Here is a 25,564-nt window from a genome sequence, read left to right as displayed (position 1 = left end):
GACAGTCCCCTATTGCAGTTTCCGCCCTTTGTCGTGGAGATGTGCCTTAAGAAAGCTAAGGGACTCTGCGACGGGCACAGCGCTTGCGGCATGTGACAACTGGTGAGTGTCGAAGTGAGCGTTGAGGGAAGTGCGAAATCCCTGGATGTCCAGCGCGCGGTGAATGGAGTTCTTGATGAGTTTGAGTGAGAAGGGCGGGGCATTAGCTATCTGTTGCGCTAATTCAAGTGCGGTCGAGGACAATGCGCTGTCGGGTACTATGCGATTCACTAGCCCGATCCGTCCTGCCTCCTGAACCGTTAGGCGACGGCCCGTAAATAGAATGTCTTTTGCGAGTCTCGGCCCGAGCGCCCATGGGTGAAACAATACTTCCACAGCCGCTGCGCCCATTTGCACGACAGGGTCTGCAAAATACGTCTCTTCCGACGCAACGATAAGGTCACACATTGCAGCCAACATGAATGCTCCGGCCACGCACGCTCCCCGTATTTCGGCTATTACCGGCTTGGGTAAATCCCACAACTTTAGGGCAGACTGGTAATAACGTGCTTCTTCGAAGGAGTAACGTTCTTCGACGGGACGCTTGAGATAGTCATCGCCGAGTTCAACAACATCGTGGCCCGCTGAGAAATGCGTCCCTCGACCGCCAAGGACCACGACCCGAATTCTGGGGTCTGCGCCGGCGTGAGCCAGCGCGTGCTCTAGCTCCTCCAGCAATCGGATATTTTGTGCATTGCGTTTTTCAGGACGATTGAGATAGATGCGCGCGACAGACTCTATCTCTTCGTATTCAACGGTTTCGTATTCCACTGGGCTCTCCTCGCCGCAAAGAATGCGCGGCATCAACGACCTTTGAAGATCGCGGCGCGCTTCTCCAGGTGAGCGCGAACTGCTTCCTTGGCGTCCTCCGTTTGAAAGCAACGGGCGAAATTGCGTGCTTCGGTAAGCAGCACGTCCTCCAGCATCCGCGCCTCCGCAGCATTGATCGCTTCTTTGGTGTATTGCAGCGCCACGGGAGGCCCATCGGCCAACCGGCGCGCGAACTCCATGGTCTCGCGTTCAAGATCTGCATCATTTACAACACGCGTGGCCAAGCCGATTCGCAGCGCCTCTTGCGCGCTCACCTTATCTCCAAGTAGATATAGCTCACGTGCCTTCGCTGGGCCGATAAGTTTCGTCACGTAGTAGCTGGTGCCATAGTCCGGGGACAGGCCGACACGTATATAACCAGGTAGAAAATAAGCTGAGTCGGCGAGGAACCTGAAGTCACAGGCCGCTGCTAGGCCGACGCCAGCGCCCACGGCGGGACCTCGCAGCATCGCGATTGTGGGTTTCGCCATTGTATGCAGCAATCGTGGACCCTCAAAGCCGAGGAGAAAGCGCCGAGTCTTCGCCTCGATTTCATTCCAGTTGGGCTCCTTGTGCCATTTAACCGCTTGTGGGTCGCCGGGGTCGGGCGCGCCGAAATTCTTGAAATCGCCGCCGGAACAAAAGCTGTCCCCAGACCCGGTGATAATGATGACCCTCACGTCAGGCGAAAGCTCGGCCATGCGAATGGCTTCTTGCAGCAGGCGAGCCGCTTGCATACTCAATGAGTTCTTTGACGCTGCACGATTGATGGTGATGGTCAATACGCTGGCATCAAGGTGTTGAAGAACTATGTCCCCCACGGTGCCTCTCCGTTTAGGTTGAGCAAAGACCAAGTCAAAATGCTGCAAGCCGTGCGCGAGCAGCCTGGAATTCATCTTTAATGCGAGAAACCAACTCTGCCGTTGTTGGTACGTCCTTGATGACGCCGACACCCTGTCCCGCGCTCCAGATGTCCTTCCATTGTTTTGGCTTATTACTTGAAACCGTTACTTCTGAATTGTGGCGGGGCGGAAGATTATGTGGATCTAGGCCGGCCTTAATGAAGCTCGGCTTGAGAAAATTGCCATACACGCCCGTGAGCCAATTGGAATACATGATGTCGTCAGCCGCGCTCTCCAGGAGCATTTGCTTGTACTCCTGCCGCGATGGAGACTCAGCGGTCGCGATGAAGCGCGTGCCCATGTAGGCCAGATCCGCTCCCATGGCGAGAGCGGCCAGGATGCCAGCACCATCGGAAACAGCGCCTGCAAGGATGAGAGGCCCCGCATATTCCTGGCGCAGTTCGCGTACGAGGGCGAACGGACTCAGCGCGCCCGCGTGACCGCCCGCGCCACAACACACTGCAATGATGCCGTCGACACCCTCGGCGATTGCTTTGCGAGCATGCTTGAGGTTGATCACATCGTGCAACACATGCCCGCCATAGCTATGCACGCGGTCGGCGACCGCACGCGCAGCGCCGAGTGAAGTGATGATCAGCGGGACACGATGTTGAACGCATACGTCCAGATCGTGTTCGAAACGTGGGTTCGACTGGTGAACGACAATATTTACGCCGTACGGAGCGACGGGCCGCTCGGGATGCGCGCTCTGAAACTCATTTAGTTCATTGCGGATACGTAGCAAAGCAGGGCCTAGGTCTTCTTCAGCTCGCACCGATAGCGAAGGCATGGTGCCGATGATGCCTGCTTTGCATTGCGCGATGACCAGATCGGGGTCGGAAGCAATGAACATGGGCGCGCCAATGACTGGCAGCGCGAGCTTGCCGCGCAAGGATTCTATGAAAGACATTGAACCTCCCAAAGACGCATCTTGTAATTAAGATAGCGATACTATCTAGCGAGGTGTCGGCGCATGTCAAGCACTATGATGTCTTCCCGATATTTTTCGTGACACGTCCGAGCGTTCTTGACATGGCCTCCGCATATGTAAGATAGTGGCGCTATCTAATGATCCTACTATGACCAGGCGGAGATTCGCGAGAATGGTTGACGCATACTCGGCAGGACGCTGGCGCGGTTACGACACACGGACATTGACCTTTGCTGCGGTGCTTGCGGATCGAGCCTCTCGTATCGGCGACCGCGTTTGCATGGAATTTCTGGAGGACGGGCGCCACTTTAGCTATGCGGACGTGGAGCGACTGTCCAATCGCATGGCGCGTGCCCTTGAGGCGCTTGGAATCGGCGCTGGATCGCACGTCGCGGTTATGTTGGACAATACGCCTGAGCATGTTTTGCTGCTTTTCGCACTCGCAAAGTTGGGCGCGACGTCCGTGTTGATCAACGCTGCGGCAGTCGGCGATTTGCTGCGCCATTTCTTATGCACTGCCGAAGCATCGACACTCGTCATCGAGGAATCCTTTCTGAGTCGCTGGCTCGCTATTCGTGACGCGGTTCCGTCCATAAAGCGGATCATCGTGAACGACGGCTCGCAGATGGTGCAATTGCCAGAGGGCGGCGATGTAGCAGCGACATCATTCCAGGCCTTATTTGAAGGCGCCGACGAGAGTGAATTGACCGGAACGCGCTTCTCCGACACGGCGCACATCATGTTCACCTCGGGCACCACGGGACCATCGAAAGGCGTGCTCTACACGCAGGCGCGCTCTCTAATGTATGCGCTGGATGCATGTGCGTATTTTGGCCTTCGCGCCAATGACAAGGTGTATTGTTGGATGCCGCTCACACATTTGAGCGGCTTGCAATGTGGCGTATTGGCCGCGGTGATGGCAGGTGCGTCCATGGCACTCACACGACAGTTCTCCGCCTCCCGGTTCATGCAGGAGGTGAAGGCATGTGAGGCTACCATGATCTCGATGCCGGGTGCGAGCCTGAACATGTTGTGGGCCCAACCACCACGCGAAGACGACCGGCGTCACAATGTCCGCATATGCATAACCGTGCCGATACCTTCTTTTGCGGCTGCATTTGAAGCGCGCTTTGGAATGCGCTTGGGGGCGGCATATGGTTTGACCGACTGCGGTATGCCAACCGCATTCTCGCTGCTTGATCCTGCCGTGAAGATCGGATCGGCTGGACGTGTCATGGACGGATGGCAGATGAAAATCTTCGATGAGGATGATTTTGAAGTGGATTCCGGCACCGTCGGCGAAATTGTGATCCGCTGTGCCGCGCCTTGGGGTGCATCGCCCGGCTACTATAACAATCCACACGCGACTGCGACGGCTTGGCGCAATGGTTGGTTTCATACCGGCGATCGAGGCTATTTGGACGAGGACGGTTATCTCTGGTTTGTCGGGCGCTCTAAGGATTCGATACGGAGGCGTGGAGAAAATATTTCTGCCTTCGAGGTGGAGCAAATACTTCAAAAACATGGTGCAGTTGCGGAAGCTGCTGTGTTCCCGCTTAGTTCGCCGTTAGGCGAGGAAGACGTTGCTGCTGCGGTTGTCTTGAAGTCCGAGGCTCGCGTGACGGTGACTGAGTTGCACGATTTTTGCGCGCAAAAAATCCCTAGTTTCATGTTGCCACGGTACCTGATTTTCGTGTCCGAGTTACCCAGAACACACAGTCAGAAAGTGCAGAAGCATGAGCTCGTGCGGCGTTTTGAAAATTACCGCGATGAACTTTGGGATCGGGAGCGTGAGAGCCACTGATGTACGATCTCGATAAATATGACGATCAATTTGAAACACGACATGTGGAAGAAAAATGGATTTTACAGAAGATGAGGATATCTCCGCGCTAAAAGATTCCATCCGGCGTTTCGTCCGAAAGCGCTTTCCGCCGACGATGCTGCGCGACTGGGAAAAGACGGACAATATGCCGAGGAGTGTGTCCGTCACCCTGGCCGAGTTGGGATTGGCGGGTATGTGCGTACCGCAAGAGTATGGAGGCCTCGGCCGTCGGGTCATGGCCATGGCCACGACACTCACGGAGTTGAGCCGGTGGAGCACCCCGCTCGCGAGTCTGTTCAACATGGGCGCGGGATATGGGGCACTCAATATTTCAGAGTCGGGTACCGATGATCAGAAGCGTAAATTCCTGCCACAACTGCTCGCGGGTGAGATGCTTGTTGCCTACGGCTTGTCGGAACCCATGGTCGGAGCCGATTTGGCCGATGTGCAAACGACCGCACGACGGCACGGTGATAGGGTCTTCGTACATGGAACCAAGCGCTGGGTCACGGGTGCTTCGCTTGCTGATTACATTTATACGCTGGTGCGCACCGGCCATAGTGAGGATCGCCGCAAGAACTTGACGTTCGTACTCGTTCCCACCAACGCCGCGGGAGTGACAATCACGCCAATTCAAGTCATGGGCTCGCGCGGATTGCCGACCAATGATGTTGTTTTCGAGGATGTGGAGGTGCCATTTGATCTCGTAGTTGGAGGGGAGGCGGGATGGAACAACGCCTGGTCCATTCTGACGGGCCCCACGTTGGAGATCGAGAAGATCGCCCCGAGTGCGATCGCGTTAGGTATTGCGGAGGCGGCTCTCGAAGAGGCGTGGGAGTATAGTCAGCAGCGTGTCCAAGGTGGTAAAGTCATTTGCGCTCACCAAACCGTGCGGCACGTGTTGGCCGATGCGCAAGCGAAGATACAAACATGCCGACTCATGCTTTCCCATGCTGCATGGCTGGTCGAAACGGGCCGCACCAGTGCTGTAGCCACATCCATGGCGAAACTCCACGTATGTGAATCTGCACGTGATATCGTTTTGAACTGTCAGCAATATGTAATGGGTGCGTACGGGTATGCCGAAGGGTTTAACATGGAGCGGTACGTACGCGATGTGCTCGCTACACCCATCGTCGGAGGCTCAACGGGCATTCAGCGAAACAACATTGCAAATCTTATGAAACTCCCAAAGGATTAGATAGCCGAAAACCGAAATTGATCGATGGCTGGGTGGCGGGCAGGGAGGCGGTTGTTCGCTAGCGCGACGTTGTGTTTGTGATTCGGCATTTTGGGGATGAACCATGAGCAAAACAGCTTCTAGGAATCTCTCATTGGATCTTTATTTTAGAGAGAAACCTATTCGCCGTCCCTGGCGGTGGCATAGCCAAATCTAAGAGGGCAAGCTGCTCGAGACGTGTTGAGCTTGGATGCGATGAAAGATATTAGGAAGAGACGTTCTACCGGCGAAGTACGCGAAGCGATCCTGAAAGCGTCGGTCAAGTTGTTTCAAGAGTATGGATACGAGGCCACGGGGACGAAAGCGATCGCCGCGGCCGCATTGGTGCAGGAACCGCTCATCTTTCGTCACTTTGGCAGCAAAGCTCGATTGCTTGAAGAAGCCGTGCTATTTTCGTTGGAGACTTTCGTGCGAGGCTTCGAACGAGAATTTGAGTCACCGCAGGAGTTGTTCGGGGCGAGTGTAGTTCAATACACGAGACAACTCTACGAGCTGCTAACAGAAGAGCGTGAGCTCATCATCGCGCTTTTCGCCTTGTCTGGGCCGAACCGATCGGACCAAGATTGCCAGATTCATCGATCGTTGGCGCGCTTGTTCGACCGATTGGAAGAGATGGGGCGTCGTCATCATAAGCCGGGCGGCTTGGACCCGTGGTTCGCGGTACGACTTACCTTTTGTTTGGTCGTATCGTCGATAGTGCTCGAGGATTGGCTGTTTCCACGGGGAGACGTTTCTACGAAAGAACGTCTTGTTGAGGCGCTGGTGCAGTATGTCGTGGGTGGAACCACATGGCGCGGACGGCCCATGGCGAAGCATGCGCCGATAACGTCGGTCAACGGTGCAAAGCGTGCTGTGCGTCGGACAGTCAGGGGAAAACCGTGAGGGGTTGGATGATCCGTCAGAGCAAACTGGTTGATTTGATTGGGCCAACGGTAGCAGACTGCTCGAAGTACGATGGTTCTTGCGCCGCCTTCCGCTGTGCTGCAACTCGCGGCTTATAGTGGAAGGAGCGCGCCCTAGGCTGGCCGCTATCGAGCGAATCGATAATCCAGACACCAGATAGCGGGAGATTTCCTCGCGCTCCGCGAGCGTCAATGCCTGCGGCGCGCGGTGCCTCTGCGGCGGCTGGATGCCGCCGGTCTCCGACAGTATCCGCTGTATCGAAGTGGTCTTGATCGAACAGCCTGGCAAGCTGATGAATCGTATCGCCTCTGCGCCAGCGGTTCCACATCAGTGCCTTCTGGCTCTCGGAGTAATAAATCCTCGGCCGCTGTTTCATTTGCAACACCTCCGCTGCTCACGCAGGTTCTAGATATTATGGAAGGTGCACATAAGTAAGTCCCTGGAGTAAAACGAGGATTTCGACACCCGTTTTTCGAAAGGAGCACGCAAATGGATGCGCTTGACACGGCCCTTCAGGGGCGGGATACAACGATCACGGGCTGGCTGTGTGTCGCCTTCGAATTAGGAGAGAGGAGCTGGAAGCTGTCGCTGGGCAACGGCGTGTGCGCGCCAAGCAGGTGTATGGTGACGTAGAGCGACACCGCGGCGGTGCTGACCGCGACCGCGACCGCGATCGCGAAGGCCAAGGCCCGGTGCCATCTGGCCGCCGACGCTCCGGCGCGCAGTTGCTACGAGGCGGGCCGTTATGGTTTCTGGCTGCACCGCTGGCTGGCCGTACATGGAATTACCAACCTGGTGGTGGATTCGGCCAGTATCGAAGTGACCCGGCGGGCTCGCCGCGTGAAGACGGACCGGCTCGACGCCGACAAGCTGCTGTCGATGCTGATGCGCTACTACGGCGGTGAGCGGCGGGTGTGGGCGGTCGCACGCATTCCGACCCCGGAGCAGGAAGATGAGCGACGTTTGTATCGGGAGCTCGAACGCCTGCGTCAGGAGCGCACCGCCCACAGTAACCGGATCCGCTCGCTGCTGGTGCTGCACAACCTGCGGGTCGAGCGCATCGGTGGGCGCGCGTGGGCGCGCTGGTGGGCCGAGCACGCCACACAGCTATGGCCAGGTCTGCGCGCCGAGATTGAACGCGAGTCCGAGGGGCTTTCGCTGGTTGCCACGCAGATCAGGACGCTTGAAACGCTACAGGAGCAACAGGTACGCAACGGCGTCCAGCCCGCGATTGCCGTTCTGGCACGGCTTGCGGGTATTGGCACCGGAGGTGCGTGGACGCTGGTCAAGGAACCGCTCGGCTGGCGGCAGTTTAACAACCGCCGGGAAGTCGCCGGTTGCCTGGGCCTCGCGCCGACGCCGTACTCAAGCGGCACCAGTGAGGTCGAGCAGGGCATCAGCAAGGCTGGCAACAAACCAGCCCGGTGGCTGATGGTAGAACTCGCGTGGAGCTGGCTGCGCTTCCAGCCGGCCAGTCAGTTGAGCCTGTGGTTTAACCAGCGCCTTGCAGGCGGTGGCAAGCGCTTGCGACGGATCGGCATTATCGCGCTCGCGCGCCGTTTCGCGATCGCCTTGTGGCGCTATCTGCAATATGGCGAGATTCCGTTCGGGGTAACGCTCAAGCTATCTGGCAGCAACGTCGTTGCAACCTGAGCGGCGAACTTCGATCGACGACAGGGCTTGAAGGTCAGCGCGCCCGGGCAACACACGGGTTACCCGGCGGGTAATGGTGGTTCTAGATGGGGCGAGTCGGTAAAGGAGTGGTTCCAGCGCTCTGCGCATGCGGTATGCGGTGACCGGTCTGGTGCCGGCACGGATAGAAGTTAGACCGTGCAAACGCCCGGACATCAAACACTCCGACCTCAATCCTGTTGAAGTGACGATTTATATGAAGGAATCCAAACTGAAATTACGCGGGCGTTCGGAGCGTATCAGGGAGCGCTTGGCAGACGGGTTGGTTAGGGCTGACATCGATATGCAGCAGGCCGGCGCGCCCCTGGAGGTGTCTACGCGCCGCACCACAATGCCCGCGGTACCCGCCGCCGAGCTGGGCGGTGCGCTCGTGAGTCACATCGATAGCAGCGCGGCCGATATCTGGCGCGAGCATCACGAGCACACCGTCGGCGTCGACATGGCTCGTTGCGTTGTTTATGGCCAGCACCTACCGAGCCGCTATGACGCGAGTGGTGCGTCCGTCAGCGCACTTAAGGGCTTGCCGGCCTAATCGTCCGCAAGGCAGTTGGACGTCGTTAGCCCGGCTCCGGGCTTCGTCCTGCGCCGATTGGGCGACGTCCTAACGGGCGAATACTTCGTTTGCTACAAAACCAGACAGTTCTATTTGTCCACTGCAGCAGGAGTTCGGCGACCAAGCTAGCCGCCTGCTTCGGTGTGGGCCAAGTCAGGGTGCCATCCGAATTCCAATGAAATCTGGTTGGCGTAGTTTTTGAGAGCGAGCGCCGTCTCCCCGTTCAAATCGAGATCGACCTCCCCTGAAAGACCCAGTACCGAAACCACGGCAGCGATACTTCCTGAACCGTCAAAAACTGGGGCACTTAAGCCGTGCACCTGTAAGTTCATTTGTCCACTTGACGACGCCACACCGTCGCGTCGGATCTTTGCGAAGGCACCATCCATCCTTTCGGGGCGACTGGCCCAATCGGGTACTGGGTATGACGGAGACGATGCCAAGGCGTGAGCAATCGCTCGCTCTGCCGTCGAGCGTGGCAGCCACGCACAGAATGTCCAACCCGTCGCCGTTGTTAGCAACTGAAGAGAACTGCCGACCCGCGTGGCGAGTACCAGTGGCGCCGAATGAATTTCCTGAGCCGCCACAACAGGTACAGGCATTTCCCAGAACGCGAGAACAACCGTGAGATGAGTTGCTTCTCTGAGTGATTGGAGCAGGGGCCGGGCGACACTGGCGGGATCAAACGTCTCCATGGCCGCCATTCCGAGGCGCAGCGCGCCCTCCGCGAGGTGATATAGGCCCGTACCTGGATCTTGTCGTACGAACCCCTGCTGACAAAGGCTCACAAGGTAGCGGTGAACCTTGGCGGGATGCATCTCCGCGCGTTCGGCAAGCGTTTTGAGTTTGAGTGCGGGCTCGGCGCCAACGAAGGCTCCGAGGACTTGCAGGACCACTTCGGCCGCGAGAACTCCGCTCCGTGCGTCCGTTTCGATATCAGCATCGCGCTTCATCTGACCATTATGGCAGAGCCAACATCCCCGTGCCAGCGTCGAACGGCACGAGCGCGTCAGTAAATGCCCTATTGACATGCGACTACGCCAAGTTATCATGAGCGTAATCGAGTTACTGATCTCGTAATCGCGGGGCGGCCAGTTGATTACGCGTCGCCGCATTATTTGCTTTCAATACCGGTGCCCAAGATGCCAGTAGTCCATTTCATTCAGCCCAACAACAGCGAGCAGACTGTAGAGGTGCCTGCTGGCACCTCGGCAATGCTCGCCGCGGTTCAAGCCGCCGTTCCCGGCATCGTGGCCGAATGCGGGGGGGCGGCGATGTGCGGTACTTGTCATGTGTACGTCGATGAGGCTTTCCTTGATCGGCTCACGCCTGCAGATCCGGTGGAGCAGGAGATCCTGGAGGCGATGTTGACAAACTGCCGCCACAACAGCCGGCTCAGCTGCCAGATTTCGATTTCTCAGGCCGTTGACGGGCTTGTTCTCCACCTTCCTCCCGCCTGACGGAGTGTCCGACATGGAAGGTCCCATCGTTATCGTCGGAGGTGGACATGCCGCGGCTCAACTTTGTGCCAGTCTTGCCGAGCATTCGCTTGGGTCGCGTGTGCATTTGGTCAGTGCGGAGAACTGCCTTCCGTACCATCGGCCTCCGTTGTCGAAGACCTTTCTTACCGATCCTGACCCCAAACTTCAACTTCACCTTTCTGAGGATTGGTATCGAAATCAAGGGGTTTCGGTCAATCTTGGTGACCCTGCGGTTGACGTGATTCGTAGCGGGGAACGACGCAAGGTCATCACAAATTCGGGCCAGTGCATTGAGGCACAATGGGTTGTGCTCGCCACTGGTGCAGTAGCACGGACGCTGCCCACGCTTGGTGGCCAAAACCTGGCGAACGTGGTGACGCTGCGGGGTTATGCGGATGCATGTCGCCTGCGGCAACAGCTCGAGGAAGCGCAGCGTATTCTCATTATTGGCGGCGGTTACATCGGTCTGGAGGTCGCCGCTTCGGCAAGGAAACTGAATAAGGAGGTTGTACTGCTCGAGGCGGCTCCACGCTTGCTTAATCGAGCTTCCTCTGATCTGGTGGCTGCGTACGTACAGGAAACTCATCAGCGAAACGGGATCGATATACGTGTTGCTGTCGGAGAGATCCAGATCGAAACCTCGCACGATCGAGCGTCGGCCGCGATTATCGCTAAAGAACGGCTGTCATTTGATTTGCTCGTAGTGGGAATCGGCGCTACACCGGTGACCGATATTGCGTCTAGAGCGGGATTGGCCTGCGATGACGGCATACTCGTGGACGCCTCTATGCGGACCATCGACCCGTACGTTCTCGCTATCGGAGATTGCGCGCGTGTAAGGACAAATACTGGGCGAGACTCGCGCCTCGAGTCAGTTCACACCGCCAGCGAGCAGGCTCAAGCCGCGACGGCCACGATCACCGGGGCGCCTGGTGTGCGGGGTAGTACACCTTGGTTCTGGTCGGATCAGGGGACCGTCAAGTTGCAAATCGCTGGTCGCGTATCGGCGATTGGTCAAGCCAATCATCGCATCGTAAGGCGGACTGGGCGATCTTCGGAATCCTTCGCCGTGGCTCACTACCTGGGCGACGTGCTAGTTGGTGTCGAGTCCGTCAATGCGCCCGTTGAGCATGTGCTCGCGCGCAGGCTACTCGATGAAGGTCTAAATTTGCCGGCAGATGCATTCGCCGATCCTGCCTTTGCCATCAAGGCATGGATCACCGAAGAACTGGCCACGCGAGGCGTAACGGCATGACTATCAATTGCCCACATGTCTGGTCTCGTCTTTCAGATCTATCCAATATCACTTCATGCATCGGGCCACTGGCCTTGTTCGCATGCAGTCCCTATTTTTGCCGTTCGTAAGTTGATTAGGATGGCTAAGGAGCTTATATGGAAGCTGCTATCGACAATTTCCCGCCTCATGTTTCACGGCTCAATCCGCTCGCACCGGGAGTGGCGATGGATCCATTTCCAATCTACAAAGAGCTCCGCGAAAGTGGCCCTGTAGTTTGGCTTGAATCACTCGGTGTATGGGGAGTCTTTCGAGACGCGATGGTGCGTCAGCTAGCGAACGACCTGGAACTTTTCACGGCCGAAGGTGGCACCGGTCTGCAGAATTACTTCCGAGAAAAGCCGTGGCGGGAGCCAAGTCCGATTTTGGAAGTCGATCCGCCGGTGCATACACGCAGGCGGTCCATTCTGACGCGGATCCTCTCGCCTGGAGCACTTAACAAGTTGAAGTCGCAATTTTCGGCATCGGCGGAAAGTATTGTTGGACGCATCGTAGAAAGAGGTACGTTCGACGGCATTGCCGACTACGCAAAAGCTTTTCCAATGCAGGTTTTTCTGGACGCAGTCGGCGTTCCCGACGGAGAGCGGGAAAATGTATTGCTTTACAACGATCTCGTACGTAAGTCCCGCACCGTGAAGCTATCAGATTGGGATTCCACTGATCGGGACGCGGCGGAAGCGATGGCGAAATGGATTGACAAATTCTGCAGCCGAAAATCTGTAGCAGAGGGGTCATTCGGTGCGTATTTGTATGCAGCCGTGGATAACGGCGAACTCGACGAGCACGAAGCAGACGTCCTGTTGCGCTCGTTCGTATCTGCGGGTACCGAGACTACTATCGCAGCAATCGGCAACACACTTTACTGCCTCGCATCCCATCCTGATCAATGGGCGATCGTAAAAGCCGATCCGACCAAGGCGCGCGCGGCGTTCGAGGAGTCGTTGAGATTCGATCCGCCGGCGCAATTTCTGGGTAGATGCGCCCGGAAAGAATTTGTCTGGGAAGGCGTCCGAATCGGGCAGCACGACAAAATTCTAGGCTTCATCTCTGCGGCTAACCGGGATCCCGATCGCTGGTCAGATCCAGACAAGTATCTGATCGATCGAAACACTGTTGGACACCTCGGTCTGGGTACGGGCATTCATGGCTGCGTTGGGCAAATGTTGGCCCGTCTTGAAGGAGAAATACTGCTCAAGGCGCTGATCGAGCGAGTCAATGCGATCGAAGTCGTTGGCGAACCAGTCCGAAATCAGTCGGGATTCCGCGGGTTTAAGTCATTGCCGATGCGCGTTCAGGTCCAGTCATAGGTGGCGGCCGGGGATTGCCAAATTCCTAGTGCAGGGGGCATAGGATCGGCTCAATGAAATCTGCAAGGAGCGCGATATTTGAGCAAGCGCGCCTGTAAAAGCCGACAGGAGACATGATGCAAACAGATGTTCTAGTGATTGGGGCCGGCGCGGGAGGGCTTTCCGCTGCAATGAGCGCATCCCTCGGCGGGCTTGACGTGATCATCGTCGAGAAGACGAGCCATTTCGGGGGCACAGCGGCGCGCGCGGGCGGTTTGCTCTGGGTGCCGACCAATCACATGGCAATGCGGGACGGTGTTCAGGACAGCCTTGAAGAGGCCCGCATGTACGTTGCCGCAGAGGCCGACGAAAGCTTCAAGCCGCAAGTCGTCGATAGCTATCTTGTCAATGCCCCGCGTATGCTGGTGGAGTACGAAAAGGCGTTTCCCGCGATGAAGTTCGTCCGTAATGACGTTGGCGCGGACAATCACCCAAGCCAGCCGGGCGCAAAGAGCGCTGGCCGCTGCGTGTCGCTCCCGCCGCTCGACGGACGTGAACTCGGGACGCATCGGAAGCGCCTCGCACCGCCGCTGAAGACCATGACGTTTCTCGGCATGATGGTCCCAGTTCGGGATGTGTTGCACTTCTTCAACATGTGGAAGTCAAAGGCATCCTTGAAGATCGTGATGAAGCTGGTGCGGACGCATCTATACGACCTGCTGACCTGCGGCCAACCGATGCAGCTTTCGAATGGTGCGGCATTAGTCGGGCGCATGGCGAAATCAGTTTTCGATCGTGGAATCCCAATCTGGTACGACTGTCCCGCACACGAACTTATTGTCCGCGATGGACGTATCGCCGGCGCGGTTGTGTTGCGTGAAGGCAAGCCTGTCGCGGTGCTTGCGCGGCGCGGCGTAGTGCTCGCTACAGGGGGCTACGCGTTTGATAAGGCAAGGCGAAAAGCGCTTGCGCCAATTCCGAAATTGGCCGAATACGTATACACGGCGGCCCGGCCCGGCATTGACGGTGATGGGCTACGCATGGCTGAGGCCGTCGGTGCAAAGGTAGAAGACCGGTTGTTCAACACCATCTCTTGGTGGCCAATCTCTTTGGTTCCGCAAAGACATCGCGACCCTCTCGTCTTTCCGCACTTTGTCGATCGAGCAAAGCCCGGTTTTGTAATGGTCAACGCTGCAGGCCGCCGTTTTGCCCGAGAGTCGGCGATCGGGAACGACCTGATCCGCGCGCTGGCGCTTTCAGTAGATACGGGACCGGTCCACGCCTGGCTGATTGGTGACCACGCTGCAGTTCGAAAATTTGGCATCGGCATGGCGCGCCCCGCACCGCTTCCGATTTGGCCGCACTTGCGAAGCGGGTACGTGACGCGCGGGCGCAGCCTGGCAGAGCTAGCAAAAAAAATCGGCGTCGACCCTGATGGATTGCAAGATCAGATTACGCGCTTCAACGCCAGTGCAGCGAAAGGCGAAGATCCGGAATATCAGCGTGGTGCATCCGCACTCGAAAAGCGTGGCGGCGACCCAGATTGCAAGCCGAACCCGTGCCTTCGCCCAATTGAAACGGGGCCGTTCTACGCAGTCAGGATTCTGCCCGGAGATTTCAGCACGCTTGCCGGCCTTCGCACCGATGGTTGCGCCCGTGTTCTAAATGCTGAGGGGCAACCTATCCCGGGACTCTATGCTGCAGGCAACGATTTATCGACGATGGGCGGTGGACATTCGCCTGCAGGCGGCTTTACGTTGGGCCCGGCGGTAACGTTTGGATTTGTCGCTGGTCAACACCTGGCAGGAACGCTTGAAAGTGTCGACACCGAACAAACGCTCGCGTAGCGGCACGCTATACCGGAAAAAATCAGGAATTGAAATGAGACTTTATCGCGTCAAATCTTTTACGGGCATCGAAGGCCTTCAGCAGACCGTCGAGCAGCCGCCTTCAGACCCAGTTGGCCGCCAGGTGCTGGTGCGGATTCGTGCTTCATCACTCAACTTCCGGGATCTGCTGGCCCTGAAAGGGTATATGCAGGCCGTGCCACCTGGCATGGCGCCGAACCATATTCCACTGTGCGATGGCGCGGGGGAGGTGGTGTCGGTCGGTGCAGACGTAACGCGCGTAAGGGCTGGTGACTGTGTTGCCTTGACATATCATCGGGACTGGATGGGCGGCCCGGCACCGCATACCCTAAACACGTTGGGCCGGGGTAGCGGAATTAACGAAGGTACGTTGACGGAGCTGTCCATCGTGGACGAATCCGAACTGGTACATCTTCCTCCCCACCTTTCCTTCGAAGAAGCTGCGACTTTGCCTTGCGCAGGGGTGACGGCGTGGTATGCGCTGCACGGTGCTACGCCGTTGTACTCAGGCGACGACGTCCTGGTTCTGGGCACAGGAGGAGTATCGATATTCGCGCTGCAGTTCGCAAAGATGGCTGGAGCCCGTGTGATCGCTACAACGACATCTCCGAACAAGATAGAGACGCTGCGCCAGCTCGGTGCAGATGTCGTTATCGACGCGTCAGCTGGCCCCGGATGGTCAAACGAAGTCCTCGAGGTTACCGACGGGCGGGGCGTTGACGTGACAGTTGAAGTCGGTGGGACCGCAACCTGGAAGGATTCCGTCAAGTCGACTCGCTACAACGGACGCATGAGCTTGGTAGGTGCTTTGAGCGGCAATAACGATGGATTGAGCGGACTCTTTATGGTGCGCGGACTCAACCTCCACCCCACGCGAGTCGGCAGCCGCCATCACTTTGAGCAGATGAACCGCGCAATCGCCGCAAACGGACTTCGCCCGGTGGTCGACAAAGTGTTTGACTTTGATGATTCCAAGGCTGCGTTCGAGCACTTCGAACATGGGACGCGAATCGGGAAGGTAGTAATTCGACATTCATGAATGGATTGCATTAATCGACGGTTCGCTCACGGGGAATTTTTATATGTTTAAAAAGTATTCCTAAATAACTTGCCGTAGAAAAACAGGGTCGTTCTGCTTAGAAATCACTGTTTCGGTGGTTTGTATTTCAGAACGGCACCTGATAGTGGAAGCGAGAGTATTTTGACTGCGACGGGTACCTGAGAGCAGTCCGTGGAGTGGTAGGCGCGTCGGAAACATCGATATCGCGTTTGGCAACGCGGAAAGCAAAGCGCATGAAAAGCCGTTTAGTGAGCAGCGGAGAGTGTCGAACCGAAGCCTTGTGCTTTCGGATTGCAGCTCCAACGAGGTAGACGGAACGGTTCAGCCCAGCGGGAATGGTGTGGAACGGTACAACAGCCTCGGCGTTTCTGAAGCGAAATTTAACTAAGAAAGAGAGGAGACAAGTGAAACAGGAAATGATGAAGCCCGGTCCCATTAGCCTTGGCGTCTACGCAGCCTGCCTCGCCGCAGCTTGTGGCCTATGGAGCTCGAGCGCCAATGCGTTCCACTTCGATGTGCCAAACCCGGACATCGACATGGAATGGGATAACACCGTCCGCGCAGACTACGACATCCGGCTTCAGAACCCGGACAATTTCTATACAAACAGTCCGACTTACGACGAAGGCGATCTGTCGACGCCAAAGTTCAGCACGATCCAGTCAATGCTGAACCTGTACAGTGAGTTCGATTTCAAGTACAAGGACACGTCAGGCTTCCGGCTCAGTATGGACGCGTGGTACGACCCGACATTCAAGACCACCGACACCAATAACACGTCGCTGCCGTCCCCGAACAATCTACCGAATTATCCAAACAATCAGTATACGGGCTATATCAACAAGTACTATGCAGGGCCGAGTGCGGAATTGCGTGATGCATTTGCCTTCACAACGTTTGATCTGGGTGGGCACGAAACCAATGTAAAGCTCGGCCGAACGGCCGTCACATGGGGGCAGTCGGCGTTTGCCACGATAGGCGGCGTCAACTCAATTGCATTCGGCCAGGCTCCGCTTGATTTGATGAAGGCGACGCAAAGCCCGAGCGCGTCACTCAAGGAAATCGTTCTGCCGACGGCCCAGGCGGACGTCACGACCAAGATTACAGACACGATTAGCCTGTCCGCACAATACACGTTCGAGTGGGACCACGACCGTCTCCCCGAAGGTGGAACCTATTTCGGCGGGGCTGACGCAATCTTGTACGGGCCGCCCGTTGCGTCTTACGTAAACATCCCCGGAATCGGCCCGGTCGCAATTCCGCGCGTGGCGCCTACTGAGGGGCAAACCGGCGATATCGGTCTTGATGCCACTTGGCGTGTTGATTCGATCGCGACGACCTACGAACTCGCGTTCCGGCACTTCGCGATGAAGATGCCCTGGGCGGCGGTTCAGGTACCTGGCGGCGGCGCGAGTCTCGGTCCAATCACGTTGCCGGCGATTACTGCTCAATACGGCAACGACGTCAATCTGGTCGGCGGGGGATTCAACAGCGCGATCGGTAACGCGGCTGTCGCTGGCGAACTGTCCTATCGCTGGAACATGCCACTGAACGCGGTGAACAGCACGACCATTAACAATGCGCCGACTGGACGAACGCTGCATGGTCTCTTGAATATTACGCAATCTTTCGGCAAGAGCCTCCTGTGGGACAACATGTTCCTCCAGGCTGAATGGGCTTTCAACGATTTGTTGAGTGTGCAATCAAATCCTGGCAACCTCGCGATGTCCGGCTATGATACTAGCGGCCAATGTTCGGCGACCGGGAACAGCCCTTACGACAACTGTTCTACACGTTTCTGGACGGGGATTGGAATTGGTGCAAGCCCGCAGTGGTACCAGGTCTTTCCTGGGGTGGACCTGACCATGCCGCTTTTTGTTAACCTGAATCTGAAAGGATACTCCGCCGCTATCAATCCGGGAGGCGAATCTGAAGGCTTCAACACCTTCGTAGTGGGGCTTGATTTCACGATCTACAACAAGCATCAAGTGAACCTCACCTATACCTATTACATGAACAAGAAGGGCTATGCGAGCAACGGCGCAGCTGCCGCTGTGGGTGCGCCGTACAGCGACAAGTCGTGGCTGGGTCTTACCTACCAGACAACGTTTTGATCTAGATGGAGACAGCAATGAAGAGATTTCCAAGGCTTCTTAAAGCGCTCGCGATACTCGCGGCGGTCTGGGCCTCGCCGTACACTCTTGCAGTGGAAAGTGGGCTGACGCCATTTGGTGCAGAGATCGCTGGCAGCAAGGATGGCGCGATTCCCGCATACACCGGGGGAATTACACAATTCCCATCGGATTTCAAGGCTGATTCGGGGAAATGGGCGGACCCGTATGCTGGTGAGAAGCCGATTCTGCAGATCACAGCACAAAACTATCAACAATACGCCGATAAATTGAGCGCGAGCGCTATTGAACTGTTCAAGCGGTATCCGAACTATCGCATGGAGGTTTACACGACTCATCGCAGCGTTTCTTATCCGGATTGGTATCTCGCGAATTCGACGAAGAATGCTCAGAGCGCTCAACTCCGAGATAATGGCCTATCGCTGACTGGTGCATTCGGTGGCATGCCGTTTCCAAATCCAAAGACGGGTCAGGAGGCCGTATGGAACTATGAACTGCGCTATCTTGGCCCGACGCAGCACGATAACGTGAAGACATGGCTGGTCGATTCGAGCGGTACGCCGATCTTGGTGGCGCAACTCAAGACAGCGCTTAACTTTCCTTACTACGACGTCAAGCAGGAGGAAGCTTTTCGCAAGAAGGGTGATCTCGCTGTCTGGTATCAGTTCACCAACGACTATGCCGCACCGGCTCGCATGATTGGCGATACGGTTACAGCGTGGCTATACATGGATACGGCCGCTCACGATCAGCAGACGTGGGAATACACCCCAGGTCAGCGCCGGGTGCGTGTAGCGCCAGATCTTGCCTACGATACGCCGAACCCCGCCTATTCCGGTGCAATCACTCTTGACGATAGCGAATTGTTCTTTGGGAAGATGGATCGCTGGAATATGAAGTTGGTTGGGAAACAGGAAATGTATATCCCATACAACGACTATAAGCAACAGTATGAAACCCCGGGAAGCAAGATATTGACGCCGCATTATATTAATCCTGACTATGTCCGTTGGGAGCTTCATCGAGTTTGGGTGGTCGAGATGACACTCAAGCCTGGTGCTCGCCATGTATATAGCAAGAAGACGCTATACATCGATGAGGATGGTGGTGGTGGGATGATGGATGCGTACGATCAGTCTGGCAAGCTGTATCGCGGTGGCTTCGAAACCACGGTGCCGGCCTACGATTACAAGGTGCCGATTTCGATGGGTAACTGGTTCTACGACTTCAACAGCGGGATTTATATTTTTGGTAGCCACCCGGCCGACGCTCCTGGAATCGTCTTTAACGTGAGCTATCCGAGCTCTTACTTCACACCGGAGCACATGCAGGAAACGGGCGTGAGATAGGTAAAACAACGCAGTGACCGTAGTATTTGTGCTGCGAGCTTGTGTCCCGCCAGATATGTCGGGCGGGACACTTGTCCAGCAAGGATCTCAGTCTGCCGTTTAAGTGTTGAATATTTTTGAGGTCATCTGCCGCGCCGCCACGTATCAGCTTCAAAACACGTTTCGCGCTTGATTTCTTCACTTCGAGTAAGGGAAATTGACAGAAAGTCCAATAAGCAGAGGGACAGCAGTAGAGAGTCAGCACGAATTCCGATTCCCTGTGAAAGGGGCGGGGAAAGAAGATAGAGCGCAGTACTGTCAGACCAATTGTTTGCCAGTTGCTGTGAAGGAGACGTAATGCGTAACATCCTGTTTTGTCCGTTGTCGTTTTTCGCGGTAGCATGCATCGCGACTGGCACCGTTCATGCCGAGTTCGCGGATCCAATGCAGTCGCCTGCCGTCGTCAACTCCCGGGCCGCACATGAGCCGATGCTGGCACTAGCACAGGTTGGACAACGTGTAGTAGCTGTGGGCCCTCGCGGGGCCATACTCGTTTCGGACGATGGCGCTGCGCACTGGCGCCAGGTGCAGGTGCCTGTGAGTTCTGATCTCGTGGCCGTCACGTTCAAGTCGGGTGAGCTCGGCTGGGCGGTCGGCCACGATGGCCAGGTGCTCCATACCACCGACGGCGGCAATACCTGGACGCAGCAGCTCGACGGTCGACGCGCAGCGAAGCTGATGAGCGAATACTACGCCAAGCAGCAGGGAGATTCGCCCGATATCAGGGCGTCGCGCGAAGAGGCCAAACGCTTTGAAGCCGATCAGGGCGGACGCCCGTTTCTCGACGTCTGGTTCGACAATGAGCACTCTGGCTGGGTCATCGGTTCGTTTAACATTATTTTTCACACCGATAACGGCGGCAAGACATGGGTGCCGTGGTTCGACCGTATCGACAATCCTAATGCGCTAAACCTGCATGCAATGCGCCGCATCGGTGGAACGCTCTATATCGCAGGGGAGCAGGGGCTGCTGGTCAAGCTTGATCCCGACAAACAGCGCTTCGTCGCAGTACCAACGCCGTCGAAGGGCAGCTTGTTTGGGCTTGCATCCGCGGGCGATGCCATGATCGTGTATGGCCTGCTTGGTAGTGCCTACCGCTCGACCGATGGCGGCACGACGTGGAACAAGATTGCGCTACCGACCGGCGCAAGCATTCTCGCTTCGGGCGAACTACCCGATGGTCAACTGATTTTAGCGACGCAGGCGGGCGAGCTTCTCGAGAGTGCGAATCAAGGTGCAACGTTTCGCGTGCTTGCCGAGCATCAGCCGGGCGGAATTTTCGCAATGGCACTGCACGGAGACACTGCAGTGGTGGCCGGTGCGGCCGGCCTAACGAGCATCACATTGTCGAAGTCGCATTAAGAGGGAACAGACATGGCTGGTGGTAATAATGCCCAATTCGGAAAAATGCCGGTCGTCGCGGATCTTGCACAGTTCGATTCGCGTTCGGGCAACACCCTGGAGCGGCTGATCTTCAACAGGCGCCCATGGCTCATCATCATCTGCACGATTATCACGGCGGTGCTCGGATTTCAGGCGATGCGGCTCGATGTAAATGCAAGCTTCGAGAAGATGATTCCGCTTTCGCATCCGTACATCAAGAACTACCTCGACAACAAGGCAGATCTGAAAGGGCTCAGCAATTCGTTGCGTATCGTCGTCGAAAATCCATCGGGTGACATCTACGATCCTAAATATCTCGCGGCGCTGCGCCGCATCAACGATGCTTTGTTTCTCATTCCAGGCGTTGATCGTCCGGGCGTGAAATCGTTGTGGATGCCAATCGTACGCTGGAATGCTGTTACGGAAAACGGCTTTGCGGGTGGCCCAGTCATGCCGGACGGCTTCGACGGCTCCTCGCAGGGAATCGCGCAGCTGCGAACCAATGTCGCTCGGGCCAACATCGTCGGCAGCATCGTAGCCAATGATCTCCGTTCGAGCATGATCCAGCTGCCGCTCCTCGATCACTACGCTGATACGGGCAAGCCGCTCGACTACGCGAAGCTTTCACACCAGATCGATGCCGTGATAAAGGCCCAAGGCCGCGGTGAAGTGCGCGTGCATGTGGTGGGTTTTGCCAGACTGATCGGTGATCTGATAGCGGGCCTCAAGCAGGTCGCGACGTACTTCGGTATAGCCGCTCTGATCGCGCTTGTCGTAATTTTTCTCTACACGCGTTGTTATCGCAGTACGGTTCTGGTGGTAGCTTGCTCGCTCATAGCCGTGGTCTGGCAGCTTGGCATCATCCGCACGCTCGGCTATGTGCTCGATCCGTATTCGGTGCTGGTGCCGTTCCTCGTCTTCGCCATAGGTGTTTCACATGGTGCACAGAAGATGAATGGGATCACGCAGGACATTGGCCGTGGCACGCATCGTTATGTGGCCGCTCGTTACACGTTCCGGCGTCTCTTTCTCGCCGGACTCACGGCATTGCTAGCGGACGTGGTCGGCTTTGCAGTGCTGATGGTGATCGACATTCCGGTCATCAAGGATCTGGCCTTTACCGCGAGCGTGGGTGTGGCTGTGCTCATATTCACGAACCTGCTGCTATTGCCGGTTCTGCTCTCGTATATTGGCGTGAGCCCGTCGGCCGCGCGGCGTAGTGTGCGTGGCGAGCAGATCGATGCGCACGGCACGTCGGCGGTGGGCGCACTGTGGAATCTGCTCGACCGCTTCACTGAGCGCCGCTGGGCAACCGGAGCGATCGTCTGCGCGGCGGCGCTCACGGTGGGCGGTTGGTCGATCAGCCAGCATCTGCAGATCGGCGATCTCAATTCCGGTGCGCCCGAACTCAGGCCAGACTCGCGCTACAACCTTGATAACAGCTACACCAACGCTCATTTCGGGTTGTCGAGCGACCTCTTCGTCGTGATCGGCAAGTCGTCGCACGGCACGTGTGATGTCAACAATTTCCCGCTTGTGCTCGAAGCGGACCGCCTTGAAACCGCGCTGCGCGGAGTGTCAGGCGTGCAGACGACGACTTCGGTTGGCGGCCTCTCACGGTGGGTAACCGCGGGCTTCTACGAGGGCTACCCGAAGTGGTACACAATCGACCGCGTGCCTTCGATCCTCAACAAGACGGTCTGGCAGGTTCTGCTCGATCACCCGGATCTCTTGAGCCCGACGTGTGGCACGGCGCCGATCATTGCGTATCTGACTGATCATAAAGCCGCCACGCTCTCGCGTGTGATGAGTGTGGCAGAGAGTTTCGCAAAGGCCCATAGTGACACGGATCATCAGTTCCTGATGGTGGCCGGTTCGGCCGGTATCGACGCGGTGACAAACATTGTCGTCGCCAAAGCGAACCGCACCATGCTCTTCATGGTGTACGGTGCGGTCGTCCTGCTGTGTTTCATCACGTTCCGCAATTGGCGTGCGGTGGTGGTGGCAGTCGTACCGCTGGGCATAACGTCAATATTGTGCGAAGCCCTCATGGTCGAATTGGGCATTGGTGTGAAGGTTGCTACGTTGCCTGTGATTGCACTGGGTGTGGGAATTGGTATCGACTACGCCCTTTATCTACTGAGCGTTCAACTCGCGTATCAGCGCGCTGGGCAATCGCTGCGCATAGCCTACCGTCAGGCCCTGCAGTTTACGGGAAAGGTTGTTGCGCTGGTCGGTGTAACACTGGCAGCGGGTGTTGTGACTTGGGCGTTCTCACCGATCAAGTTCCAAGCCGACATGGGGGTTCTGCTCACATTCATGTTCCTATTGAATATGATTGGGGCTTTGGTTCTTATTCCTGCGCTGTCGCATTTTCTTCTGCAGGATATCTCGCGCAAAGCTGCAGCCTCCATGGAGGCCGATGGCTCGCGCAAAGCGGATATATATAAAGCAGAAGCGGCGGCGCACCTCAGAGGACAGTCTTCCTCCTGAGTGAAAAATCGAACGATGCTCTATTGCGGAGAGCCCCTAGTTCATTGGATGCAAATCAGCGTTCCATATTAGGGGTTTGCCAAAATATCGGCACATGCAGGCAGTTTCAATGTTGGCGAGATTTTTTTCTTCAGATGATGTCGGAGGGGGGAAAGGGCCATGGGACCAGCGTGAGAGTGGAGAGGGCTAGCGGATTGTCTTTGTCGATTGCAGCTGAATTCCTGCACACTGAATTTAGGTTTCTGCGTAGTCAACCGAGTATTTAGTTGGTTATGTCATAAGGTGAATTAGATGAGATTTGCAGGAAAAGTAGCATTTGTTACTGGTGGAGCTTCGGGGATCGGACGAGCCGCCTCGTTAGGCTTTGCGCGCGAGGGAGCCTCTGTTGCCGTAGTTGACCTTAAAGCAGAGGCTGCTGACGAGACGGTCGCATTGATCGAGGCGGCTGGGGGAAAAGCGATTCCGATCTCCGCTGATGTCACCCAGTCCCAGGACGTGGAAAGAGCCATCAAACAAACAGTGTCTGCATTCGGGCAGCTTGATTTCGCTTTCAATAACGTCGGGGGTGGGCGTGGAAGCGACGTAGTGAACACCGTCGAAGAGGATTGGGATCTTTCGCTGGATCTTAACCTTAAGAGCACTTGGCTTTGCATGAAATATGAGGTGCCGGAGATGCTTCGGGTCGGCGCTGGTGCGATTGTAAATACCTCATCTTCGTCAGTTTGGGCTTCGTTCAAAGGCAATAACCCGGCCTATGTATCGTCGAAATACGGTCTGCTTGGTCTGACGCGCCATGCGGCGTTGGAGCTTGCGGAAAAGGGTATCCGCGTCAATGCGGTCCTCCCTGGCGTAATTGACACGCCACTTGCAAAAGGATCAATCAATGTGGATATGACTAAGGTGGCGGCAGCTTATCACCCAATGAAGCGTGTGGGTCGGCCAGAGGAAGTTGCCAGCGCTGTGCTCTTTCTGTGCTCATCGGAGGCATCCTTCATTACTGGCGCAATGCTTCCTGTCGACGGCGGCGCGAGCACCAAGTAAGCCGCCACAGGTTGAATTCTCGCAGTGGCTGTATTTTCAAACCCTTGTGCGCGCCTCCTTCGTTGTAGTGTTCAGGCCAGTTGTCGAACTGGCCGAGAACGGTTACGGCGTCCGGCCAGTCGCGGACGCACGTGCAATTTCGTCAGAACGTTTACGCGAACGACTCAGCCATGCCGTTAGACTGGGGGCTGCGAACTGGAGTGAAATATGGCAGCAGACCCCGGCCTCCCGCGATGGCCATCGTCTCGTGCGCAGGTGTAGGCGCTCCCATTGTCCGTGAGCCACTCGAGCGCGCGTGGTGCTCGATACTGTCCAAATCGCCGCTCTACGTATACGAGCACGAAGTTTTCGATGGCGTACCTCACCCTGGCGACCTCGCCATTTGCGCGCCGTATCTCGAATCCATTAGACGTCTGCGCAGATTTGAGCGAAGCGTGATGACGTTGCCCTCGTGTGGGCTGGCTGGTGATTACCTGTATACCGGCGAAGCAGCCGCTCGCTTTGCCCCATGAGCCGGTACAACTGTTTCTGGTTCAGCGTAGCCGGCCTCTAGTGTCCTGAGTTAGATATTCATTGAATTATTTGCTGATCCCGCCTACACGCGCAATCCGTGCGCCTCACTGAAGCGGGTTTGCGAGATCGAACGGAATCAACGAATTGGCGTTGCGGGTTTTTATGAGAATTGCAGTTCTGACGAAGCCTCGAGCACAAGTTGACTGCGTGTGCCGAACATTGTCAGCAGCGGGGAACACGTGTAATGCATTCGACGACAGTCAGGCACCCTTCAGACAGTTCCGCAGCCGGCTGTTCGATCTGCTCGCGCTGGACCGCCGTGCGTTGGGTCTTCAGGGTGACGAGGCGCTGCACCGGGTCCGTCAAAATTTCGCCGAGTGACTGCCTATTCTGCTCATGACCAGCGCCAGCGATACATTGCACCACGACACCGACACCGACACCGACACCGACACCGACACCGACACCGACACCGACACCGACACCGACACCGACACCGACACCGACACCGACACCGACACCGACACCGACACCGACACCGACACCGACACCGACACCGACACCGACACCGACACCGACACCGACACCGACACCGACACCGACACCGACACCGACACCGACACCGACACCGACACCGACACCGACACCGACACCGACACCGACACCGACACCGACACCGACACCGACACCGACACCGACACCGACACCGACGCCGACGCCGACGCCGACG

Annotated in this window: 19 protein-coding genes and 2 pseudogenes; 16 read left to right on the top strand and 5 right to left on the bottom strand. The window is 56.8% G+C overall.

Annotation, left to right across the window (positions count from 1 at the left end):
* Positions 1–9 precede the first annotated feature (9 nt).
* From BO1_RS54760 to BO1_RS39960, 3 genes are read right to left on the bottom strand one after another with little or no spacing between them, the layout of a single operon-like run.
* Positions 10–810 (bottom strand): enoyl-CoA hydratase, encoded by an 801-nt coding sequence (locus tag BO1_RS54760; protein ID WP_167338435.1) that lies wholly within the window; start codon positions 808–810, stop codon positions 10–12.
* 32 nt (positions 811–842) lie between these two features.
* Positions 843–1,745 carry an enoyl-CoA hydratase gene (locus BO1_RS39965; protein ID WP_084688641.1) on the bottom strand — a complete coding sequence of 301 codons (903 nt, stop codon included), beginning with the start codon at positions 1,743–1,745 and terminating at the stop codon, positions 843–845.
* Entirely contained in the window at positions 1,705–2,661 is a 957-nt protein-coding gene (locus tag BO1_RS39960) for an NAD(P)H-dependent flavin oxidoreductase (protein ID WP_028222363.1), read from the bottom strand. The genes BO1_RS39965 and BO1_RS39960 overlap by 41 nt, the downstream gene beginning before the upstream one ends.
* Before the next feature lie 193 nt (positions 2,662–2,854).
* Here BO1_RS39960 and BO1_RS39955 point away from each other — a divergent pair, with 193 nt between their 5' ends.
* From BO1_RS39955 to BO1_RS39945, 3 genes are all read left to right on the top strand, one after another.
* Entirely contained in the window at positions 2,855–4,486 is a 1,632-nt protein-coding gene (locus tag BO1_RS39955; RefSeq protein WP_028222362.1) for an AMP-binding protein, read from the top strand.
* 55 nt (positions 4,487–4,541) lie between these two features.
* Positions 4,542–5,708, top strand: a complete 1,167-nt coding sequence (locus BO1_RS39950) for an acyl-CoA dehydrogenase family protein (RefSeq protein WP_028222361.1) — start codon at positions 4,542–4,544, stop codon at positions 5,706–5,708.
* A 234-nt stretch (positions 5,709–5,942) separates the two neighbouring features.
* Positions 5,943–6,629, top strand: coding sequence for a TetR/AcrR family transcriptional regulator (locus BO1_RS39945; protein WP_245644026.1), 687 nt, complete (start codon positions 5,943–5,945; stop codon positions 6,627–6,629).
* A 90-nt stretch (positions 6,630–6,719) separates the two neighbouring features.
* Here the strand turns inward: BO1_RS39945 and BO1_RS62185 are convergent.
* A pseudogene (locus tag BO1_RS62185) lies at positions 6,720–7,026 on the bottom strand (helix-turn-helix domain-containing protein); the annotation flags it as partial.
* Between the two features lie 113 nt (positions 7,027–7,139).
* Here BO1_RS62185 and BO1_RS54755 point away from each other — a divergent pair.
* Together BO1_RS54755 and BO1_RS39930 are read left to right on the top strand one after the other, a co-directional pair.
* Positions 7,140–8,303, top strand: a pseudogene (locus BO1_RS54755) (IS110 family RNA-guided transposase).
* A 139-nt stretch (positions 8,304–8,442) separates the two neighbouring features.
* Positions 8,443–8,874: a hypothetical protein gene (locus tag BO1_RS39930; RefSeq protein ID WP_156992662.1), complete on the top strand. Its 432-nt coding sequence runs from the start codon at positions 8,443–8,445 to the stop codon at positions 8,872–8,874.
* A gap of 146 nt (positions 8,875–9,020) precedes the next feature.
* Here BO1_RS39930 and BO1_RS39925 read toward each other — a convergent pair whose 3' ends face one another.
* Positions 9,021–9,848: an IclR family transcriptional regulator gene (locus BO1_RS39925; RefSeq protein WP_028222357.1), complete on the bottom strand. Its 828-nt coding sequence runs from the start codon at positions 9,846–9,848 to the stop codon at positions 9,021–9,023.
* Between the two features lie 189 nt (positions 9,849–10,037).
* Between BO1_RS39925 and BO1_RS39920 the strand changes: the two genes are divergently transcribed.
* From BO1_RS39920 to BO1_RS60685, 11 genes are all read left to right on the top strand, one after another.
* Complete coding sequence (locus BO1_RS39920) at positions 10,038–10,355, top strand: 2Fe-2S iron-sulfur cluster-binding protein (protein WP_028222356.1); 318 nt, start codon at positions 10,038–10,040, stop codon at positions 10,353–10,355.
* Between the two features lie 13 nt (positions 10,356–10,368).
* Entirely contained in the window at positions 10,369–11,631 is a 1,263-nt protein-coding gene (locus tag BO1_RS39915; RefSeq protein WP_028222355.1) for an NAD(P)/FAD-dependent oxidoreductase, read from the top strand.
* A 137-nt stretch (positions 11,632–11,768) separates the two neighbouring features.
* Positions 11,769–12,977 carry a cytochrome P450 gene (locus tag BO1_RS39910; RefSeq protein ID WP_028222354.1) on the top strand — a complete coding sequence of 403 codons (1,209 nt, stop codon included), beginning with the start codon at positions 11,769–11,771 and terminating at the stop codon, positions 12,975–12,977.
* A 113-nt stretch (positions 12,978–13,090) separates the two neighbouring features.
* On the top strand, positions 13,091–14,803 hold the full coding sequence (locus BO1_RS39905) for an FAD-dependent oxidoreductase (RefSeq protein WP_028222353.1): 1,713 nt from the start codon (positions 13,091–13,093) through the stop codon (positions 14,801–14,803).
* Positions 14,733–15,863, top strand: coding sequence for a zinc-dependent alcohol dehydrogenase family protein (locus BO1_RS39900; RefSeq protein WP_245644024.1), 1,131 nt, complete (start codon positions 14,733–14,735; stop codon positions 15,861–15,863). The genes BO1_RS39905 and BO1_RS39900 overlap by 71 nt, the downstream gene beginning before the upstream one ends.
* Positions 15,864–16,288: 425 nt before the next feature.
* A complete protein-coding gene (locus tag BO1_RS39895) occupies positions 16,289–17,998 on the top strand; it encodes a DUF1302 domain-containing protein (RefSeq protein ID WP_028222351.1) in 1,710 nt (569 codons plus the stop codon).
* Between the two features lie 17 nt (positions 17,999–18,015).
* Positions 18,016–19,365 carry a DUF1329 domain-containing protein gene (locus BO1_RS39890; RefSeq protein WP_028222350.1) on the top strand — a complete coding sequence of 450 codons (1,350 nt, stop codon included), beginning with the start codon at positions 18,016–18,018 and terminating at the stop codon, positions 19,363–19,365.
* Between the two features lie 336 nt (positions 19,366–19,701).
* Positions 19,702–20,766: a WD40/YVTN/BNR-like repeat-containing protein gene (locus tag BO1_RS39885; protein WP_028222349.1), complete on the top strand. Its 1,065-nt coding sequence runs from the start codon at positions 19,702–19,704 to the stop codon at positions 20,764–20,766.
* A gap of 12 nt (positions 20,767–20,778) precedes the next feature.
* Positions 20,779–23,280, top strand: coding sequence for an efflux RND transporter permease subunit (locus BO1_RS54750; RefSeq protein ID WP_043288624.1), 2,502 nt, complete (start codon positions 20,779–20,781; stop codon positions 23,278–23,280).
* 291 nt (positions 23,281–23,571) lie between these two features.
* Positions 23,572–24,321, top strand: a complete 750-nt coding sequence (locus BO1_RS39875) for an SDR family NAD(P)-dependent oxidoreductase (RefSeq protein WP_028222348.1) — start codon at positions 23,572–23,574, stop codon at positions 24,319–24,321.
* Positions 24,322–25,230: 909 nt separating this feature from the next.
* Positions 25,231–25,564: hypothetical protein (locus BO1_RS60685; RefSeq protein WP_043288621.1), on the top strand; the 334-nt coding region annotated here is incomplete at its 3' end.

It is taken from the genome of Paraburkholderia oxyphila NBRC 105797, from assembly GCF_000685075.1.
In the GTDB taxonomy this organism is placed as follows: Bacteria; Pseudomonadota; Gammaproteobacteria; order Burkholderiales; family Burkholderiaceae; genus Paraburkholderia; species Paraburkholderia oxyphila.
This window is presented reverse-complemented; position numbering and strand designations above follow the sequence as displayed.

Bases quoted from the DNA above. Each gene is read 5' to 3' on its own strand.
- BO1_RS54750 (WP_043288624.1), top strand. From the start codon at position 20,779: ATGGCTGGTGGTAATAATGCCCAATTCGGAAAAATGCCGGTCGTCGCG.
- BO1_RS39960 (WP_028222363.1), bottom strand. From the start codon at position 2,661: ATGTCTTTCATAGAATCCTTGCGCGGCAAGCTCGCGCTGCCAGTCATT.
- BO1_RS39890 (WP_028222350.1), top strand. From the start codon at position 18,016: ATGAAGAGATTTCCAAGGCTTCTTAAAGCGCTCGCGATACTCGCGGCG.
- BO1_RS39945 (WP_245644026.1), top strand. From the start codon at position 5,943: ATGAAAGATATTAGGAAGAGACGTTCTACCGGCGAAGTACGCGAAGCG.
- BO1_RS39965 (WP_084688641.1), bottom strand. From the start codon at position 1,745: ATGAATTCCAGGCTGCTCGCGCACGGCTTGCAGCATTTTGACTTGGTC.
- BO1_RS39885 (WP_028222349.1), top strand. From the start codon at position 19,702: ATGCGTAACATCCTGTTTTGTCCGTTGTCGTTTTTCGCGGTAGCATGC.
- BO1_RS39875 (WP_028222348.1), top strand. From the start codon at position 23,572: ATGAGATTTGCAGGAAAAGTAGCATTTGTTACTGGTGGAGCTTCGGGG.
- BO1_RS39920 (WP_028222356.1), top strand. From the start codon at position 10,038: ATGCCAGTAGTCCATTTCATTCAGCCCAACAACAGCGAGCAGACTGTA.
- BO1_RS39910 (WP_028222354.1), top strand. From the start codon at position 11,769: ATGGAAGCTGCTATCGACAATTTCCCGCCTCATGTTTCACGGCTCAAT.
- BO1_RS39950 (WP_028222361.1), top strand. From the start codon at position 4,542: ATGGATTTTACAGAAGATGAGGATATCTCCGCGCTAAAAGATTCCATC.
- BO1_RS39925 (WP_028222357.1), bottom strand. From the start codon at position 9,848: ATGAAGCGCGATGCTGATATCGAAACGGACGCACGGAGCGGAGTTCTC.
- BO1_RS39955 (WP_028222362.1), top strand. From the start codon at position 2,855: ATGGTTGACGCATACTCGGCAGGACGCTGGCGCGGTTACGACACACGG.
- BO1_RS39915 (WP_028222355.1), top strand. From the start codon at position 10,369: ATGGAAGGTCCCATCGTTATCGTCGGAGGTGGACATGCCGCGGCTCAA.
- BO1_RS39905 (WP_028222353.1), top strand. From the start codon at position 13,091: ATGATGCAAACAGATGTTCTAGTGATTGGGGCCGGCGCGGGAGGGCTT.